Source organism: Nonomuraea sp. NPDC049421 (assembly GCF_040677005.1).
In the GTDB taxonomy this organism is placed as follows: domain Bacteria; phylum Actinomycetota; class Actinomycetes; order Streptosporangiales; family Streptosporangiaceae; genus Nonomuraea; species Nonomuraea salmonea.
Genome location: NZ_JBFAQA010000013.1, coordinates 1 through 18212, shown reverse-complemented (window position 1 = coordinate 18212; position 18212 = coordinate 1). Strand labels below are relative to the sequence as shown.

Below are 18212 nucleotides of genomic sequence, written 5' to 3'. Positions count from 1 at the left end.
TCAGGGGATGAGGTCCTCCAAGGCCGGCTCTTCGAGGGCGGGGTGGCGTTCGGTGGCCACGCCGGTGTCCTTGAAGCCACTGGACGTCGCGATGCACACCACAGGGCCGCCGAAGTCGCGGCGCAGGCGGCGGTAGCCGGCGAGGCCGGCGGCGCCGGACAGCTCCTGCCACAGGCCCGCACGGGCCAGATCCCGCTGGGCCAGGCGGAGTTCCTCGTCGGTGACCAGGACGGGGTCGCCGGCACTGTCGCGGACGGCCACCACGCCCCGGTGCCCGCCGACGGAGCAGGCCACCCCGTACGCGTCCGTCGGCCCCAGCCCGACGACGGCCGCGTCGGCGCCGGTGGCCAGGGCCTTGGCGTGCGGCCCGCCGGCGGCCGTCTCGCACGAGAACATCCGCGGCGTCCGGTCGGCGACCCCCAGCAGCCGCAGCTCGGCGAACCCCTTCCACACGCCGTACAGCAGCTCGGCGTAGCCGGTGGGCGTGAAGACGGCGGCAGGGACGGTGCCGAGCTGCAGGAACAGCTCGTACGCGATCGTCTTGTAGCCCTCGGGCCCGAACGGATGCCCGGTGTGCGTCACGGTCTGGTTGCTGACGGGGTGGTAGCCCAGCTCGTCCACGACCTGCCGGAGCAGCGGCCAGCGCGCCTCGACCGGCACGGAGACGACCTTGGCGCCGTACGACCGCACGAACGCCTGCACGGCGGGCGGCGAGTCGGCGGAGGCCAGCACGATCGCGGGCAGCCCGGCCCTGGCCGCGTAGGCGGCGGCGGAGGCGCCGTGGTTGCCGGAGGAGGCGACGACAACGCCCGGCGCTCCGGACGCCACGGCGGCGCTGACGGCGACCCGGTTGAGCCGGTCTTTGTGCGACCAGGTCGGGTTGCGCGACTCGTCCTTGACGTGCACGTCACCGAACGGGATCAGCGGCGTGCCGCCCTCGCCCAGCGTGGGCGCGTCGAGCGGCGGCAGCAGCGGCGACCAGCGCGCGATGTCGGGGCCGGGCGGCTGGGTGAAGAGCCCTCTGTCGACCTTCGCGTAGTCGTAGACGACCTCCAGCGGGTAGGCCAGCTCGGCGGTGCTGGTCTTGGGACAGCCGCGCGTCAGCGGCGGGAACAGCGGGAACTCGGCCGATAGGTCGCCCAGGGAGCGCTGGCGGAGGGCAAGCGAAGGTCCGTTCACGTGCAAGGACCCTACCGATCCTCGCAACGATCAGTGAAAAGCTGCACACTCTAACCATGGTGTGGGCAGGAAGGTCCGCCATCGAGATCGCGGCGGCCGTCAGGAGCGGTGACGTCAAGGCCACGACCGTGGTGGAGGAGCATCTCCACGTCATCACGCGGCGCGATCCCGGCATCGGGGCGTTCCGGCTGGTCAGGGAGCAGGCCGTGGACGAGGCGCGAGCCCTGCAGAAGCGGCGCGACCTGGCCGAGCTGCCGCTGGCGGGGGTGCCGGTGGCGGTCAAGGACAACCTGGAGGTGGCGGGCGAGGCGACCAGGGGCGGCTCGGCGGCGACGTCCGATGCTCCCGCGCCGCACGACCACGAGACGGTGGCGCGGCTGCGGGCGGCGGGCGCGCTGATCGTCGGGCTGACGAACCTGCCGGAGCTGGGGCTGGTGGCGTTCGGCGACAGCGCGTACGGCATCGTCCGCAACCCCTGGAACCCCGCGCGCACGGCCGGCGGCTCCTCCTCGGGCAGCGCGGCGGCGGTGGCGGCCGGCATGGTGCCGATCGCGCTCGGCAACGACGGCATGGGCTCGTTACGCATTCCGGCGGCCTGCTGCGGCGTGCTGGCGATCAAGCCGGGCCTCGGCCTGGTACCGCCGCCGGCGAACGACTGGGACCACCTGACCGAGAACGGCCCGATCGCGCGGACCGCCGCCGACCTGGCGCTCGCGCTGTCCGTGCTGGCCGCCGACCCGGCGCTGGCCGAGGCGTGGCGCTCGGGGCGGCGCGTGGAGCCGCCGCCGCGCATGCTGCGCTCGGTCTGGGCGGACGACGACGAGGTGTGGGAGCCGCAGCCGCCGCCCGGCAGCCCTGAGCCGTTCGACCTGCGGGTGGCGTACGCGCCGCAGCCGCTGCCGCCGGGGCTGCGGGTGGACGCCGAGTTCAAGGCGGCGGTACGCGGCGCCGCCGAGACGTTGCGGGTGGCCGGGCACACGGTGGTGGAGCACGAACGGTCGCTGCCCGCCTGGCTGGGGCCGAGCACGATCGCGACCTGGCTGGTCAGGGCCGCCGAGGCGATCGAGGGGCTCGACCGGCAGCGGCTCGAACGGCGTACCAAGGGGCTGGCCAGGACGGGCCGGGTGCTCGCGGCGCTCAAGCTGGACGGCGTGCGCGGCCGGGAGCGCTGGAGCGGCTACGGCGCCGACCAGTGGTTCGGCCGGGCCGACGCGCTCGTCACACCGGCGCTGGCCGGCATCCCGCCCAAGGCGGAGCGGTGGGGCGAGCGCGGTTTCCTGCGCAACGCCCTCACCAACGTCGCCTACGCGCCCGCCACCGGGCCGTGGAACATGTGCGGCTGGCCCGCCGTCGCCGTGCCGCTGGCCACCCATTCGAGCGGCCTGCCGATCGCCGTGCAGATCGTCGCCCCGCCGGGCGGCGAGCCCCACCTCCTGGGACTGGCCGCCCAGCTCCAGGCCGCACACCCACCACTCAGCCCACCGGGCTTCGCCCACTAAGCGCACCGGCAGCGGACGGCCCGCGCGGCCCTCGACGGCCGGACGGGCGGCCCGCCGCGTGAGCGTCAGATGCCGACGGGGTGCCAGACGGTCTTGATCTCCAGGAAGCGGGTCATGCGCCCGATCCCGGGGCCGGCCGTCCAGTCCTCCTGGACCGGCCGCGAGACCCGCTTGAGGTTCTCGGCGGCCGCCTGCTCGCAGCTCAGCGCCAGCTCGGCGTCGGTGACGCCGGTCAGGTCGAGCCCGTTGACGTCCATGTGGGCGGACAGCCAGGGGGCGAGCTCGGCGCGCTGCCCGGTGAGGATGTTCACCACGCCGCCGGGCAGGTCGGACGTGGCGAGCACCTCGGCCAGGGTGATCGCCGCCAGCGGGGACGGCTCGGACGCCACCACGACGCAGGTGTTGCCGGTCACGATCACCGGCGCGACCACCGACACCAGGCCGAGCAGCGGGTCGTCGGGCGCCACCACGGCGACGACGCCGGTCGGCTCGGGCGTGGACAGGTTGAAGTAGGGCCCGGCGACGGGGTTGGCGCCACCGTGCACGGACGCGATCTTGTCGGACCAGCCCGCGTACCAGACCAGCCGGTCGATCGCCGCGTCGACCTGCTCCAGCGCCGCCCGCTTGGTGCCGCCCAGCTCGTCGGCGAACTGCGCGCGCCGCCCTTCCAGCATCTCGGCGACGCGGTAGAGGATCTGCCCCCTGTTGTACGCCGTCGCCCCCGACCAGCCGGGGAACGCCTTGCGAGCGGCCACCACGGCGTCGCGGGCGTCCTTGCGCGAGGCCCGCGAGGCGTTGGCGAGGAAGTCGCCCTTGGCCGAGGTCACCGGGTAGGACCTCCCACTCTCGGAGCGCGGGAAGGCCCCGCCGATGTACAGCTTGTAGGTCTTTCTGACGGACAACCTACTCATCGCCCCGACCCCTCCACGTGGACTCCTGCGACATCTGGACCGGCACGAAGACCTGGCCGCATCGGCTGACGCCGCAGCGGTGGGCGTACCAGCCGGTGCGTACGGGCCGCCCGGCCCTGGCGTAGGCGTGCCCCCTGGTGGCCTGGGCGCGCAGCTTCCTGCGGCGGGGCCTGCGGTACTCACACGTCAAGGTAGGCCTCCAGCCCGTGGCGTCCGCCCTCGCGGCCGTAGCCCGACTCCTTGTAGCCGCCGAACGGCGAGGTGGGGTCGAACTTGTTGAAGGTGTTGGCCCACACCACGCCGGCGCGCAGCCGGTCGGCCATCCACAGGATGCGCGAGCCCTTCTCGGTCCAGACGCCGGCCGACAGCCCGTACGGGGTGTTGTTGGCCTTCTCGACGGCCTCGGCCGGGGTGCGGAAGGTCAGGACGGACAGCACGGGCCCGAAGATCTCCTCCCTGGCGATGCTGTGGGACTGCGCGACCCCGGTGAACAGCGTCGGCGGGAACCAGTAGCCGCGCTCGGGCAGCTCGCAGGCGGGCGACCAGCGCTCGGCGCCCTCCGTCTCGCCCAGGTCGCTGAGCTGCCGGATCTTGGCGAGCTGGTCGGCGGAGTTGATGGCGCCGATGTCGGTGTTCTTGTCGAGCGGGTCGCCGAGCCGCAGCGTGCCGAGCCGGCGCTTGAGCGCGGCCAGCAGCTCCTCCTGGACGGACTCCTGCACCAGCAGCCGCGAACCGGCGCAGCAGACGTGGCCCTGGTTGAAGAAGATGCCGTTGACGATGCCCTCGACGGCCTGGTCGATGGCGGCGTCGTCGAACACGATGTTGGCGGCCTTGCCGCCCAGCTCCAGCGTCAGCTTCTTGCCGGTGCCCGCGACCGTGCGGGCGATGATCCGGCCGACCTCGGTGGAGCCGGTGAAGGCGACCTTGTCGACGTCGGGGTGCGCGACCACGGCGGCGCCGGTCTCACCGGCGCCGGTGACGATGTTCACCACGCCGGGCGGCAGGTCGGCCTGGCGGCAGATGTCGGCGAACGCGAGCGCGGTCAGCGGCGTGGTCTCGGCCGGCTTGAGCACGACCGTGTTGCCGCAGGCCAGCGCGGGGGCGATCTTCCAGGCCAGCATGAGCAGCGGGAAGTTCCAGGGGATGACCTGGCCGGCCACGCCGAGCGGCTTGGGCGTGCCGAACCCGGCGTACTCCAGCTTGTCCGCCCAGCCCGCGTAGTAGAAGAAGTGGGCCGCGACCAGCGGCAGGTCCACGTCGCGCGACTCGCGCACGGGCTTGCCGTTGTCGAGTGTCTCCAGCACGGCCAGCTCCCTGGCCCGCTCCTGGATGATCCGCGCGATGCGGAAGAGGTATTTGGCCCGTTCGGCGCCGGGCAGGGCGCTCCACACGCCGAACGCCTTGCGCGCCGCCCGCACGGCGCGGTCGACGTCGTCGGACGAGGCGGTGGCGACCTCGGCCAGCGTCTCCTCGGTGGCGGGGTTGACGGTCTTGAACGAGGGCCCTGAGCCGTCGACGAACTCGCCGTCGATGAACAGCCCGTAGGAGGACTTCAGATCGACGACGTCGCGCGACTCGGGTGCCGGTGCATATTCGAACATCGTCTAGTCCTGGGTGAAGTAGTCGGGACCCGCGTAGCGGCCGGTGGCGAGCTTCTCGCGCTGCATGAGCAGGTCGTTGAGGAGCGAGGAGGCGCCCAGCCTGAACCAGTCGGGGGTCAGCCAGTCGTCGCCGGCGGTCTCGTTGACCAGCACGAGGTTCTTGATGGCGTCCTTCGACGTACGGATGCCGCCCGCGGGCTTCACGCCCACCTGGCGGCCGGTGGCCTCGCGGAAGTCGCGTACGGCCTCCAGCATGATGAGCGTCACCGGCGGCGTGGCGGCCGGCGAGACCTTGCCGGTGGAGGTCTTGATGAAGTCGGCGCCCGCCAGCATCGCCAGCCAGGAGGCCCGCCGCACGTTGTCGTAGGTGGACAGCTCGCCGGTCTCGAGGATCACCTTGAGGTGGGCGGCGCCGCAGGCCTCCTTCACGGCGACGATCTGCTCGTAGACCTTCATGTACTGGCCGGACAGGAACGCGCCGCGGTCGATCACCATGTCGATCTCGTCGGCGCCGGCGGCCACGGCGAGCCTGGTGTCGCTCACCTTGACCTCCAGCGAGGTGCGTCCGCTGGGGAACGCGGTGGCGACGGAGGCGACCTTGACGCCGCTGCCCTTGAGCGCCTCGGCCGCGACGGCGACGAGGTCGGGGTAGACGCAGACGGCCGCGACGGAGGGGGCGTCGCCGCCCGGGCGCACGGCCTTGGCGCACAGCGCGCGCACCTTGCCGGCCGTGTCGGCCCCTTCGAGTGTGGTCAGGTCGACCATGGAGATGGCGAGGTCGATGGCCTGCGCCTTGGCCGTGGTCTTGATCGATCGGGTGCCGAGCATCGCCGCCCGCTGGTCGGCGCCGACCCGGTCGACGCCGGGCAGGCCGTGCAGGAATGCTCGCAGCGCCGCGTCGGACGAGGCGACGTCGGCAAGCGAGGTAGTCACAGTTGACACCTAGACAGCATCGCCGACCAGGGCCGCCTCCTCCAAACCGGAGCACCTTAGGGCACGCCGGGCCTGGTCCTAGGGATGCGGGGAGGTCTAAGGCGGCCGGGCTAGGTATGCCGGAGGCGGCGTGACGGGAGAGATAGGGCATCCACCTGATGTGCGGGGCCGGGCCTTAGCCCGAATCTTGAATATGTCAGCAAGAAGCACGACATTTCAGGAGACTTCGATGCATCCCGAGATCGAGTTCGAGTACATGAAGAGCCAGGCCCGCGAGCTGCGTGCGGCCGCCGCCGAGCACCGCCTCGCCCGCGACGCCGAGCGGCACAACAAGTCCGAGCGCCGCTCGCTCTTCGGCCGCCGCCGTCACGCATGACCGCCGCACGAGAGCCCGGCCACTCACTGCCACGTGGCCGGGCCTCCCAGCCCCCTTGAGACCGTGTCCAACACCCGGACAAAAGCGTCGATAGCAGCGGATGTGGCGTGACATGCTGGATGACATGCGGGGACGATCTGTCAGTCCTGTCTTCGTCGGGCGGGAAGAGGAGCTGACGGCTCTGTCGGAAAGCCTCGACGACGCCAGGAAAGGCACACTGACCGCCGTCCTGCTGGGCGGCGAGGCCGGAGTCGGCAAGACCCGGCTGGTGCAGCGCTTCGCCGAGCAGTGTACGGCCGGTGGGGCCCACGTGCTCGTCGGGGGCTGCGTGGAGCTGTCGACCGAGGGCCTCGCGTACGCGCCCTTCACCGCCGCCCTGCGCCAGCTCGTCAGGGAGCAGGGCCCGGCCGCGGTGACCGGGCTGCTGCCCGACGGCGCCGAGCGCGACCTCGCCCGGCTGCTCCCCGAGTTCGGCGAGCCGAACGGCGACGGCGAGACCGACACCGGCCGCGCCCGGCTCTTCGAGCAGTTCCTCACCCTCCTCGAACGCCTCGCGGACCACCGCCCCACGGTCCTCGTCATCGAGGACATCCACTGGGCCGACCGCTCCAGCCGCGACCTCATCGCCTTCCTCAGCCGCAACCTGCGCACCCCGCAGGTGCTGCTGGTGATGACCTACCGCTCCGACGACCTGCACCGCCAGCACCCGCTCAGGCCCGTGCTGGCCGAGCTGGGCCGCGTGCAGGGCGTGCTCCGCCTCGACCTGCCCCGCCTGTCCAGGGACGAGGTCGCCCAGCAGATGACCGCCATCCTCGGCAGGACCCCCGAGTACGCCAAGATCGAGAACGTCTACGAGCGCAGCGAGGGCATCCCGCTGTTCGTCGAGGCCATGCTGGAGAACGGCGACGGGTGCACGTTCCCCGACTCCATGCAGGACCTCATCCTCGCCTCCGTCGAACGCCTGCCCGAGGAGACCCAGCGGGTGCTGCGCGTCGCCGCCGCGGGCGGCAACCGGGTCGGCCACGCGCTGCTCGCCGCCGTCAGCGGCCTGACGGACGTCGCGCTGGAGACCGCGCTGCGCCCCGCCATCGCCGGCAACGTGCTGCAGATCGCCGACAACCGCGCGTACGTCTTCCGCCACTCGCTCATCCGCGAGGCCGTCCACGACGAGCTGCTGCCCGGCGAGCACCAGCGCCTGCACGCGCGCTACGCCGAGGAGATCTCCAAGGACCGCACGCTCGTCCCGCCGGGAAGGGCCGCCGTCGAGCTGGCCCACCACTGGTACGGCGCCCGCGACGACCGCTGGGCCCTGCTGTCGGCCTGGGACGCCGCCCACGAGTCGTTCAAGACGTTCGCCTACACCGAGGCCCTGCAACTGCTCGAACGCGTGCTCATGCTCTGGGACCGGGTCCCCGACGCGGCCGAGCTGACCGGCGTGGACCACACCGCCGCACTGGAACGCGCCTCCGAGGCCGCCAACGCCGGCGGCGACGTGGACAAAGGGGTCAAGTTCGTCAAGGCGGCGCTCGCCGAGCTGGACGAGACCCGCGAGCCGGCCAGGGTGTCGCAGCTCATCGTGCGCAGGGCCGCGTTCAAGAACTCCAAGAACCAGCCGGGCGTCATCGACGACCTCAGGCACGCGCTGCGGCTCGTCCCCGAGAACACCCTCGACTGGGCCGAGGTCGTCACCCCGCTGAGCCGCCACCTGATGCTGCGCGGCGAGCTGGCGGAGGCCGACCGGCTCATCAGCGACGGCCTGCGCTGGGTCAGGGAGCACGGCGACCGCTGCCTCGAAGGCGACCTGCTGATGAACCAGGCGCTCGGATACTCGCTGCGCGGGCAGCTGGAGAGCACGAACATCATCAACGAGCAGGCCATCGCGATCGGCCGCGAGCAGCGCAGCGGCCGCGTCATCAGCCGCGCGATCGGCAACCTGGTGGACACGCTGATCGACATGGGCCGCGCGGACGAGGCCCTGCGCCGGGCCGACGAGGGCTGGCGGGTCGCCAAGAAGTACGGGCGGCTGCGCGGCAGCGGCACGTTCATCCTGAACAACAGGGCCGAGGCGCTGGAGGCGCTGGGCCGCTGGGACGAGGCCGTCGAGACCGTCGAGACGGCGCTCAGCCACGGCCCCGTGCTGCGCACCCGCTACGCCCTGCTGCGCGTCCGCGCCGACATCGCGCTGGCCAGGGGCGAGATGGCGCTCGTCAAGGGCATCCTGTCGGAGATCGGGCTGTTCGCGTCACGCGCGGAGGAGTTCGTCCAGGACATCATCAGCAACGCCAGGCTGCTCATCGGCTGGCACCTCACCCGGGGCGAGCCGGCCGCCGCGCTGGCCGCCGCCGAGCAGGTGCTGGCCCAGCCCAAGCGGTCGAGCAAGGCCATGCTGTCGTGGCGGCTGCTCGCGGTGCTGCGCAACGTGTGCGACGCGGCCCAGGAGACCGAGCCCGAGCGCAGCGCCGCCGTCCGCGCGCACGCCGCCGAGGTGGCCGCGGGGCTGTCGGTGGACGGGCCGGTCGTGGAGGCGTACCGGCTGTCGTACACGGGGGACTTCGACGCCGCCGCGGCCGCGTGGGAGCGGCTGCGCCGCCCGCACAACCAGGCCAAGGCCCTGTTCAGGGCGGCGGGGGTGAGCGCGCGGTCCGGCGACAGGGAGGGCGCCGCGGCCCGGCTGAAGGTGGCGCTGCCGCTGGCCGAGGCGCTGCGCGCGACGCCGCTGATCGAGGAGATCGAGACGCTCTGCCGCCGGGTGGGCGGGCTCGACCTCGCCCAGGAGCCGTCGGAGCTGCTGACGCCGCGCGAGCTGGAGGTGCTGCGCCTGGTCACCCAGGGCCGGACGAACCGTGACATCGCCGCCGAGCTGTTCATCTCGGCGAAGACGGTGAGCGTGCACGTCTCGAACATCCTCGCCAAGCTCGGCGTCACGACGCGCGGCGAGGCCGCCGCCGCGGCCCACCGCCTGTCGCTGCTGAGCTGACGCAATGCCTTAGAAGATCGCCTCGGCCAGCATCACCACGCCGAAGACGGCGAACGCGGCGGCGGCGCCGTACTTGATGGCCTTCTCCGGCAGGTGCTTGCCGAGCAGCCGGCCCACCACGATGGCCAGGGCGTCGGCGGCGACCATGCCGATCGTCGAGCCGATCCACGTGCCCAGCCAGTCGTGCCGGGTGGCCAGCGTGATCGTGGCCAGCATCGTCTTGTCGCCCAGCTCGCTCAGGAAGAACGCCACGGTCACCGCGATCACGGCGTTCCTGGTGGTGCGGCGGGCCTTGCTCTTCTCCTCCTCGGTCAGCTCGTCGCCGCGCAGCGTCCACACCGCGAAGCCGAGGAAGGCGATTCCCGCCACGATCGAGATGGCCGTGGTGGGCAGCGCGGTGCCGATCAGCCCGCCCAGGGCGACGCTGGCCAGGTGGACGGCGGTGGTGGCGATCGTGATGCCGGCCAGCACGGGCCAGATCTTGAACCGGGTCGCGAACGTCATGGCCATCAACTGGCTCTTGTCACCCAGCTCGGCGATGAAGATCGCGCCGAGACTGATCCAGAACGCTTCCAAGAGAGGGGGTCCCCTTCCGCGCGACCGGACCGGAAGCGCGACACCCAGGGAATTTCGGGCACGACGTTCGGCCCGGCAACGCCTCGTCAACATGGCTTGCCAGGCCGAAGGTCTCGTCCGCCCGCGAAGGCCCGCATGACCGGGCGCCCAGAAGCGCCAGTGTGTCGATCACACGATTGGGACTACTCCCCTTCGGTAACTCCAGAACACCCTAACAGCAGCCCGCCCGGGGCTATTCCCCCAGGGTGCAGCCCACCATCACCGGCTCGTTGACCAGCGTGACCCCGAACTTCTCGCGCACGCCGTCGCGCACCTCCCTGGCCAGGGCCAGCAGATCGCGCGTGGTGGCGGCGCCGGTGGGGTTGGTGAGGGCGAGCGTGTGCTTGGTCGAGATGCGTACGGGCCCGCGCTCGTAGCCCTTGGCGAAGCCGGCCTGCTCGATCAGCCACGCGGCCGGCACCTTGACCAGCCCGCCGGGCACCTCCCACTGCGGATGCCCCGGCGCGCGGACCGCCAGCTCCGCCGCCTGCTCGGCGGTCAGGATCGGGTTGGTGAAGAACGAGCCCGCGCTGCGCGTGTCGGGATCGCCGGGGTCGAGCACCATGCCCTTGCCCCTGCGCAGCGCCAGCACGGCCTCTCGGGCCTCGGCGAGCGGCACCCGGCCTCCCGCCTCGGTGCCGAGCCTGCGGGCCAGCTCCTCGTACGCCAGCGGCCCCGACAGCGCGGACACCTCAAGCGTGTAGGTCACCGCGAGCACCACGTAACGCGAGAGGTCACGCTTGAAGACGCTGTCACGGTAGGAGAACCCGCACTGCCGCGCCTCGATGTCGACGACCTGCCGGGTGAGCCGGTCGTAGGCCCGCACGCACCGGACGGTCTGGGCCACCTCCTGCCCGTAGGCGCCGACGTTCTGGATCGGCGTCGAGCCGACCTGCCCCGGCACGCCGGACATGCACTCGATGCCCGACCAGCCCTCGCTGACCGCGCGGACCACCAGCGCGTCCCAGTCTTCGCCGGCCTCGGCGGTCACGACGATCTGCTCACCGTCGCGGGTGAACGTGACGCCCTCGGTGGCGACCTTGATGACCAGCCCGTCGAAGCCCTCGTCGGCCACCACGAGGTTGCTGCCCCCGCCGAGCACCAGCGTGGGGGTCGAGGTCCTGTCGGCCTCCGCGACCAGCGAGACGAGCTGCTCCGCCGATGTGGCCTCGGCGAAGTCTCGGGCGGGGCCTCCCAGGCGCAGCGTGGTGTACGGCGCGAGCATCTCCATGACCGACAAGCTTATGAGGCATGCAGCCTGCGCAGCACCTCGTCGTGGTTGCGGCGCGACTCGCGCTCCAGATAGTCGGCCGGGACGTCGTGCGGCTGCAGCGGCAGCACCGGCGGCCGTCCCTCGGGTACCACCAGGTCGCCCGGCAGGGCCAGGGAGAGCTCAAGGTCGGCGTGACGGCCGTAGTTGGCGTCCTCGGGCAGCGCGGCCAGGGCCTGCGCCCGGCGTACGGCGATGATGCCGCCCGTGAGCGCCCGCACCTTGCCGGGGCCCGCCTCCAGCCACGTACGCCCGTCGTCGGCCGGCTCCGCGCCTCGCCACCCGGCCGCGACCGCGCCCTCGTTGACCGCGGCCACGAGCGGGGTCAGCGCGTCGCCGTGCAACTCCAGGCCGGTCTCCATGAGGACGTGCACCTCGGAGTCGTCAAGGTGCAGCAGCTTCGCGCGGCTCTCGCCCCAGGTGGCGGTGCCGCCGCGCCAGTGCGGGGTCTCGGCCACGTGCCAGGCGGTGATCCGCTCGGGGTACCGCCGCGCCAGCTCGGCCAGCACGTCTCCGGCGCCGTCCACGTTGCCCAGGTCAAGGGCGAGCACCTTCGCCCTGGTGTGCGCGACCACCGACTCCAGGCAGCGCCTGACGTCCTCGGGCCAGCCGTCCACCAGCACGCCGACGCACTCCGTCACGTCCTGCGTCGCCACGCGCTGCCGCTCGACGTTCACGCCGAGGTCGTCGAGCCGGTTCGTGGCCAGCGTGCCGTCCCAGGTGCGCTGGGCGTGCAGCATCTCGTCATCGGGGTCGCCGTGCTGGCCGGGGTCGCCGGAGAAGCCCAGCTCGGCGGCCGGGTTCATGCGGGCGTGGGTACCGCGCGTCCCCACCCCGGACGCCCGCCTGCCTTCCGCCCCGGTCGTCGCTTCGGTACGCGCCCCGCCCGCCGTGTCACGCCCGGTTCCGGTGCCGCCCGCGACCTGCTCGACGCGGGCGGCCTTGAGATGTCCTGGGGGTCTCGCGTCGGTCACGGCGGAAACGGGGATCGATCGAACCGTGGGCCAAATGTGTCGTACGGCTTCACTCATAGGGTCACGCGCTACCCGAGACCCGCCCACTTATCACTGAGCGTTTAAGCGCGCCGGACGACCGCGCGGGCCGGGGAGCGGGTCAGCCGAGCCGGCCGCCGCGCGGGCCGGGAGCGGGTCAGGCGAGCCGGCCTCCGCGCGGGCCGGGAGCGGGTCAGGCGAGCTGGACGACCGCGCGGGCCTTGGAGAGCACCTTCGCGTCGCCCGACGTGGCGGTCAGCCCGATGACCACCCGCTTGTCGGGCAGCTTGTCCTCGACGACCCCGCTGACCGTGATGGTCGCGCCCCTGTCGTCGTCCGGCACGACCACCATCGACGAGAACCGCACGCCGAAGTCCACGACCGCCCCCGGGTCGCCCGCCCAGTCGGTGACGAACCGGCCGGCCTGCGCCATCGTGTACATGCCGTGCGCGATCACGTCGGGCAGCCCGACCATCTTGGCGAAGCGCTCGTTCCAGTGGATCTGGTTGAAGTCGCCCGAAGCGCCGGCGTACATCACCAGGTCCAGGCGGCGCACCCGGTAGTCCACGGCCGGGATCTCCTGCCCGACCTCGACCTCGTCGTACTTCACCGCAGCGCCCATCTCAGCTCGCCCCTCCGCGCTCGACGATCGTGTTGTAGGTCACGCAGACCGGCTCGCCCTCGACCGTGCGCACGTCGCTCCTGACGGTCAGCAGCTCGTTGTGCCCGGCGGTGCGGATGTCGGTGATGGCGGAGGTGATGACCAGCTCGTCGCCGGCGTGGATCGGGCGGACGTACTCGAAGCGCTGCTCGCCGTGGACGACCATGGCGAGGTTGAGGCCCAGGTCGGGGTCCACGAGCGCCTCGCCGCCGCTCTGCAGGCTGAAGACGATGGGGAACGTGGGGGGCGCGATGACGTCGGGGTGACCGGCGGCCCTGGCGGCCTCGCGGTCGCGGTAGAGCGGGTTGTTGTCGCCGATGGCGGCCGCGAACTCCTTGATCTTCACCCGGCTGACCTCGTACGGGGCACTGGGCGGATACGTTCTGCCCACGAAGTCACGGTTCAAGGCCATGGTTGCTCCCTCGCATGTCTCCGTACCGGCGTCGATGAGCGAGACGCTAACAGAACAACGTTCGGCTGTCCCTGCTATGCAAGCCTTTTTGCCGAGGGCACGGAACCGGGGCCTCAGACACGACGAACCGGCGCCCTGCGAAGGGACGCCGGTTGTGCGTTATGAAGAGATATTGGAGGCAGAAGCCCTGCCCGGAGAACCTAGCGGGTCTCGCGGTGCGCGCGGTGGCAGCGGCAGTTGGGGCAGTACTTCTTCAGCTCAAGCCGATCCGGGTCGTTGCGCCGGTTCTTCCGCGTGATGTAGTTGCGGTGCTTGCACTCCTGGCAGGCCAGCGTGATCTTCGGCCTAACGTCGGTGGCAGCCACTTGGGAGTGCCTTTCTACGTTCGGGACATGGACACGCCCGTGCCCAGGTCGGTGGACCTGGGCTAGGGCAGTAGCGGAGGCCGGACTTGAACCGGCGACACAACGATTATGAGCCGTTTGCTCTGCCTGACTGAGCTACTCCGCCTTTGAGCCGGAACGACCCGGCCCGTAGAGGATACCCGAAGCGGTGAGCACGTGAGTAACTCACCCGATCGGGTGGGGTGCTCCCAGTATGCCTCAGGAACCCCCGTCAATCGAAATCGTTTGTGCGGCATCCCCCATGCCGCACCACGCGAGGGTGATCAGCGTAGCAGCGCCACCGGACCGCCGCGAACCCGCACGCGCCCGCGCAGCCGCCCGTACGGCCGCCCGTGACCCCGCGCCCTACGACGCCCCCGGCGCGGCCGCGGAGCGGTCCCGGCGCGAATCCGCGCCGCGCCCGCGGCCGCTCCCCCAGCGGGCAGGCCCGGACAACGAAAAACGCCCGGCTCCGAAACCCGGAGCGGGCGTGATGTCGGTGCGAAGTGGAGCCCCCAAACGGAATCGAACCGTTGACCTTCTCCTTACCATGGAGACGCTCTGCCGACTGAGCTATAGGGGCCTGTCCGGCGCTGCGGACAGGTGTAACCATACACGGCACTCACCGATGATGCGAACTCGTTCGGCCCTCTCCAGAAGAGCCCGATCGGCCCTCTATGGAAGCGCCCGCCGAAGAGTCCGCCACGGGGTCTGTCACGGGGTCCGTCACGAGGTCCATCAGGGGGCCGACCGGCCGCCGCCGCGGGAACTCGACGACCTCGCACAGATCGGCCAGATCGACGAGCGAGGCCACCTCCGCCACGGACGTGCAGTCGGCGACCACCCACCCGTTTCTGCGCACCCGCAGCACCTGCCGCCCCGCGCGCACGGCTCCGACGACCTCCCAGCCGTCGATGCCGACCCAGCACCTTCTCGTTGGCCTTTCCACAACGGCACAGAGTAGCCCTGGGGTCTCTCATTTTTCGTCGCGCACCACGCGTTACCGGCATACCGAATCGGTAGGAGCCGGGCGTTCAGTGACGGTAGAAGCCGGCGAGGTCCTTCTTACCGGCGATGGAGTCGACGCGCACCACGGCCCCGGTCTCGGGGGCGTTCATCATCCTGCCGCCGCCGAGGTAGATGCCGACGTGGTGGGTCCTGATCCGCTTCTTGCCGATCTTGCCGAAGAAGACCAGGTCACCCGGCTCGGGCCGGCTGACCCGGTGCATCCTGCGCACGTGCGCGTCGGTGTTGCCGGGGCCCAGCACGTCGCGGCCGTGAGCGAGCGCGTACACCCAGCGGGTGAAGCCCGAGCAGTCGAGCCCGCGCGTCTTCGCGGCCGGGCAGGGCTTGATCGAACCGCGGTAGCCCCGGCAGGTGCCCTTGGACGGGCCGGGGTCGGGGGCGTGGCCGCCGCCCCAGGAGTAGGCGATGCCGCGCTGCTGGATCTCGTACGCGATCCGCAGGGTCAGCGGCGGCAGGGACAGCCCCAGTGGCACTGATGCCGTGACCAATGCCGTGACCATTGCCATGGCGGTCAGCAGGAGCAGCGCCGCCGCCGCGGCTGACCGCCGCCTCATTCCGCCCCCAAACACCGATTTATCGGGCTTTAAGGGTAAGTTTCACCGATCCGACCGTCACATTCATCCCGACCGTGCCCTTCGACTTCCTCGGCTTGGTCGTGAACACGAAGGTGATCTTCTTCCTGCGCGGCAGCTCCTTGACCACGCAGCGCACCGCCGTGCCGCTGAACGTGCAGCCGGGCGCCTTCACCACGCGCTGCCCGCCGAAGGCGCGGCCGGACAGCTTGACGTTCGCGACCGGGTGCGGGCCGGTGTTGGCGATCGTGACCGCGTACGACGTCCTGCCGCCGACCCGGCCCGACACCCGCACCTCGGCGGGCGGGTTGGCCAGCTCCTTCAGGCGCGACTCCGAGCCGTTGAACGCGTTCCCGCCGCCGACCAGCGGCCCCTTCTCCGCCGACTGCCAGAACGTGTGCTTCTTCCAGCTCTTCGGCAGCTCACCCGGCTCGCTCCCCCAGCGGGCCAGCCAGAGCGGGTTGACGGCGAACTTCTTGGAGTCGCCCGTGCACGTACGCCACCAGCTCGTGGTGGTGTAGATGATCGCCCGCCGCCCGGTGGCCTCGTAGTACTTCTTCGTCCAGTCCGTGATCCAGGTGACCATGTCCTTGGTGGACAGGCCGTAACACGAGTTCTTGCCGTTCTTCGACTGGTACGGGTTGTCCTCCAAATCGAGCACACCCGGAAGCGTCTGGCCGTCGCTGACCCAGTTACCGCCGTTCTGCAGGAAATAGTCGGCCTGCGCTGTCCCATCGGATTCGTGCGGTTGCGCGAAGTGATATGCGCCGCGGACGAGACCGGCCGTGGCGGCGCCGCCGTACTGGGAGTCGAAAATCGGATTGCGATAATTCGTGCCCTCGGTGGCCTGCACGAACGCGAATTTCCCGCCACCGGCCACGACGGCGGGCCAGTCGATCTCGCCCGTCCAATTGCTGACGTCCACGCCGGGCACGTCATCGGCGGCATGGGCGACGCCGGTCATGCCGATCGAGGCGATCACCGTAGATAACAACAGACGTTTCACGCCAGTGATCATTCCGGACCCCTACACCATTTCGCAAGCTCGGAAATATCAACCTCTTTTGTGGTGTCGACCCGCTGGACCGGGCCCAGTGCCAAGGGCCGCGCCCCGGCCGCCCATTCGGCCCATCGCTCGTCCCCGACCTCGTCGTCGTGGTGCACGGGATGCCGTACGCGGCTCTCGTACCGGCTCCTGGCGAGGTCGAGCGGGACGTCGCACCAGACCTCGCGCACGTGCGGGCCCGGCTCGACGCCCGCCCGCCGCAGCCCGGTCTCCACCACCGGCCGCAGCGGCGCAAGCCAGGGGCTCTCCAGCACCGCGCCGGGTCCGGCGGTGGCGAGCAGAGTCCACAGGCTCTCGGCCGCGGCCCTGCCGAGATGCCTGCTCCACTCGCGCGGCCCCACGCCTTCGGGACGCGGGATCGTGTCGGCCAGCGTCTCCTTGACCACGTCCTTCGTGAAGACGGGCAACCGCAGCCGCCGACCGAGCTCGCGGGCCAGCGTCGTCTTTCCCGAGCCGGGAAGACCGTTCACGATGACGACCAGTTCGCACATGACGGGCATCGTCGCAAAAAATCTTCATGACGTAGGGAGAAACCGCACTTCAGCGGCCGTAAATCGGCCTATGTCGAAGACGTCGGAATGACGTCGTTTTCGCAGGTCAGGGGCATTTGTGTACGTAACATTCACGTTTGCCGAAATCCGATCGGGCGCCCAGACTTGAGCCGATCCACCGAAAGCGGCCCCGACCAGGGGTTTCTTCGTCATGCCCGCAGGAGGCCGACCATGATCCACACACGGGGACTGACCCGTGACTTCAAGGTGAAGAAGGAGACCGTCACCGCCGTACGCGGCATCGACCTCGACGTCGAAGCCGGCCAGCTCGTCGCGTTCCTCGGCCCGAACGGCGCGGGGAAGTCCACCACCCTGCGGATGCTCACCACGCTGCTGCCGCCCACCTCGGGCACCGCCACCGTGGCGGGCCACGACGTGGCCGCCGACCCGAGGGCGGTGCGCTCGCGCATCGGCTACGTCGGGCAGCGCAACGGCGCGGGCGAGGACCAGCTCGTCCGCGACGAGCTGGTCTCCCAGGGCCGCTGCTACGGTCTGCGCCCGAAGGAGGCGGGCGCCCGCGCCGACGAGCTGCTCGACCTGCTGGAGCTGACCCCGCTGGCCAAGCGGGCGCCGGGCACGCTCTCGGGCGGGCAGCGCCGCCGCCTCGACATCGCGCTCGGCCTCATCCACCGCCCCGACCTGCTGTTCCTCGACGAACCCTCGACGGGGCTCGACCCCAAGAGCCGCGCCGACGTCTGGCGGCACATCCTGCGGCTGCGGGAAACGTACGGGACCACGTTGTTCCTGACCACCCACTACCTGGAGGAGGCCGACACCATGGCCGAGCGGGTGGTGATCATCGACAACGGCCTGATCATCGCGGACGGCACCGCTGAGCGGCTCAAGAACGACCTGGCCGGCGACCACATCACGATCACCACCGGCACCGAGCGCGAGGCCGCGGCGGCGGCCGGGATCGGGGGCGGCAGCGCCGAGGGCACGACCGTGCGGCTGCGGGTCGCCCAGGCCCCCGCCGCGCTGCCCGACTACCTGCGGGCGCTCGACGCCGCCGGCATCAAGGTCACCACGGCCGAGACCACCCGCCCGACCCTCGACGACGTGTTCCTGACTCTCACGGGGAGAAGCCTCGAAGTTGACCTCCTCCCCCTCGTGAACGAGGGGGATTCCCACGGTCGCCCGTGAGGCTTCCTGCTTCACCGCCGGTCGCCCGCCCGAGAAAGGAACTCT

The 18212-nt window shown here is 71.2% G+C and carries 18 protein-coding genes and 2 tRNA genes; 4 read left to right on the top strand and 16 right to left on the bottom strand.

Annotation, left to right across the window (positions count from 1 at the left end; translation table 11 throughout):
- Positions 1-1179 (bottom strand): pyridoxal-phosphate dependent enzyme, encoded by a 1179-nt coding sequence (locus AB0K18_RS22605; protein WP_364917195.1) that lies wholly within the window; start codon positions 1177-1179, stop codon positions 1-3.
- Between the two features lie 56 nt (positions 1180-1235).
- Between AB0K18_RS22605 and AB0K18_RS22600 the strand changes: the two genes are divergently transcribed.
- Positions 1236-2678 carry an amidase family protein gene (locus AB0K18_RS22600; protein ID WP_364917193.1) on the top strand — a complete coding sequence of 481 codons (1443 nt, stop codon included), beginning with the start codon at positions 1236-1238 and terminating at the stop codon, positions 2676-2678.
- 65 nt (positions 2679-2743) lie between these two features.
- Here the strand turns inward: AB0K18_RS22600 and AB0K18_RS22595 are convergent, their stop codons facing one another.
- From AB0K18_RS22595 to deoC, 4 genes are read right to left on the bottom strand one after another with little or no spacing between them, the layout of a single operon-like run.
- Positions 2744-3589: an aldehyde dehydrogenase family protein gene (locus AB0K18_RS22595; protein ID WP_364917190.1), complete on the bottom strand. Its 846-nt coding sequence runs from the start codon at positions 3587-3589 to the stop codon at positions 2744-2746.
- Complete coding sequence (locus tag AB0K18_RS22590; protein ID WP_355416814.1) at positions 3582-3779, bottom strand: hypothetical protein; 198 nt, start codon at positions 3777-3779, stop codon at positions 3582-3584. The genes AB0K18_RS22595 and AB0K18_RS22590 overlap by 8 nt, the downstream gene beginning before the upstream one ends.
- On the bottom strand, positions 3769-5190 hold the full coding sequence (locus tag AB0K18_RS22585; protein ID WP_364917188.1) for an aldehyde dehydrogenase family protein: 1422 nt from the start codon (positions 5188-5190) through the stop codon (positions 3769-3771). The genes AB0K18_RS22590 and AB0K18_RS22585 overlap by 11 nt, the downstream gene beginning before the upstream one ends.
- A 3-nt stretch (positions 5191-5193) precedes the next feature.
- Complete coding sequence (gene deoC / locus AB0K18_RS22580) at positions 5194-6123, bottom strand: deoxyribose-phosphate aldolase (RefSeq protein ID WP_364571581.1); 930 nt, start codon at positions 6121-6123, stop codon at positions 5194-5196.
- Positions 6124-6352: 229 nt separating this feature from the next.
- Here deoC and AB0K18_RS22575 point away from each other — a divergent pair, with 229 nt between their 5' ends.
- Together AB0K18_RS22575 and AB0K18_RS22570 are read left to right on the top strand one after the other, a co-directional pair.
- The gene (locus AB0K18_RS22575) at positions 6353-6499 is read left to right on the top strand and encodes a hypothetical protein (RefSeq protein ID WP_345394884.1); all 147 of its coding nucleotides are present in this window, start codon (positions 6353-6355) and stop codon (positions 6497-6499) included.
- A gap of 124 nt (positions 6500-6623) precedes the next feature.
- Positions 6624-9476 carry an AAA family ATPase gene (locus AB0K18_RS22570; protein ID WP_364917185.1) on the top strand — a complete coding sequence of 951 codons (2853 nt, stop codon included), beginning with the start codon at positions 6624-6626 and terminating at the stop codon, positions 9474-9476.
- Positions 9477-9485: 9 nt separating this feature from the next.
- Here the strand turns inward: AB0K18_RS22570 and AB0K18_RS22565 are convergent, their stop codons facing one another.
- From AB0K18_RS22565 to AB0K18_RS22515, 11 genes are all read right to left on the bottom strand, one after another.
- Positions 9486-10052 (bottom strand): TMEM165/GDT1 family protein, encoded by a 567-nt coding sequence (locus AB0K18_RS22565; protein ID WP_364571575.1) that lies wholly within the window; start codon positions 10050-10052, stop codon positions 9486-9488.
- Positions 10053-10284: 232 nt separating this feature from the next.
- Complete coding sequence (locus AB0K18_RS22560) at positions 10285-11322, bottom strand: UDP-N-acetylmuramate dehydrogenase (RefSeq protein WP_364917183.1); 1038 nt, start codon at positions 11320-11322, stop codon at positions 10285-10287.
- Between the two features lie 11 nt (positions 11323-11333).
- Positions 11334-12335: a hypothetical protein gene (locus tag AB0K18_RS22555; RefSeq protein ID WP_364917181.1), complete on the bottom strand. Its 1002-nt coding sequence runs from the start codon at positions 12333-12335 to the stop codon at positions 11334-11336.
- Positions 12336-12546: 211 nt separating this feature from the next.
- Positions 12547-12975 (bottom strand): MaoC family dehydratase, encoded by a 429-nt coding sequence (locus AB0K18_RS22550; protein ID WP_364917178.1) that lies wholly within the window; start codon positions 12973-12975, stop codon positions 12547-12549.
- A 1-nt stretch (position 12976) separates the two neighbouring features.
- Positions 12977-13426 (bottom strand): MaoC family dehydratase N-terminal domain-containing protein, encoded by a 450-nt coding sequence (locus AB0K18_RS22545; protein WP_364571567.1) that lies wholly within the window; start codon positions 13424-13426, stop codon positions 12977-12979.
- A gap of 200 nt (positions 13427-13626) precedes the next feature.
- Complete coding sequence (rpmG, locus tag AB0K18_RS22540; protein ID WP_019632658.1) at positions 13627-13791, bottom strand: 50S ribosomal protein L33; 165 nt, start codon at positions 13789-13791, stop codon at positions 13627-13629.
- Between the two features lie 71 nt (positions 13792-13862).
- Positions 13863-13936 (bottom strand) — tRNA-Met (locus tag AB0K18_RS22535).
- A 380-nt stretch (positions 13937-14316) separates the two neighbouring features.
- Positions 14317-14392 (bottom strand) — tRNA-Thr (locus tag AB0K18_RS22530).
- 451 nt (positions 14393-14843) lie between these two features.
- Positions 14844-15389, bottom strand: a complete 546-nt coding sequence (locus tag AB0K18_RS22525) for an NlpC/P60 family protein (RefSeq protein WP_364917176.1) — start codon at positions 15387-15389, stop codon at positions 14844-14846.
- A 19-nt stretch (positions 15390-15408) separates the two neighbouring features.
- Positions 15409-16413, bottom strand: a complete 1005-nt coding sequence (locus AB0K18_RS22520; protein ID WP_364917174.1) for a lysozyme — start codon at positions 16411-16413, stop codon at positions 15409-15411.
- An 8-nt stretch (positions 16414-16421) separates the two neighbouring features.
- Entirely contained in the window at positions 16422-16964 is a 543-nt protein-coding gene (locus AB0K18_RS22515; RefSeq protein WP_364917172.1) for an AAA family ATPase, read from the bottom strand.
- A gap of 231 nt (positions 16965-17195) precedes the next feature.
- On the opposite strand from AB0K18_RS22515, the gene AB0K18_RS22510 reads away from it, so the two are divergent.
- Positions 17196-18167: an ATP-binding cassette domain-containing protein gene (locus tag AB0K18_RS22510; RefSeq protein WP_364917170.1), complete on the top strand. Its 972-nt coding sequence runs from the start codon at positions 17196-17198 to the stop codon at positions 18165-18167.
- Positions 18168-18212: the final 45 nt, after the last annotated feature.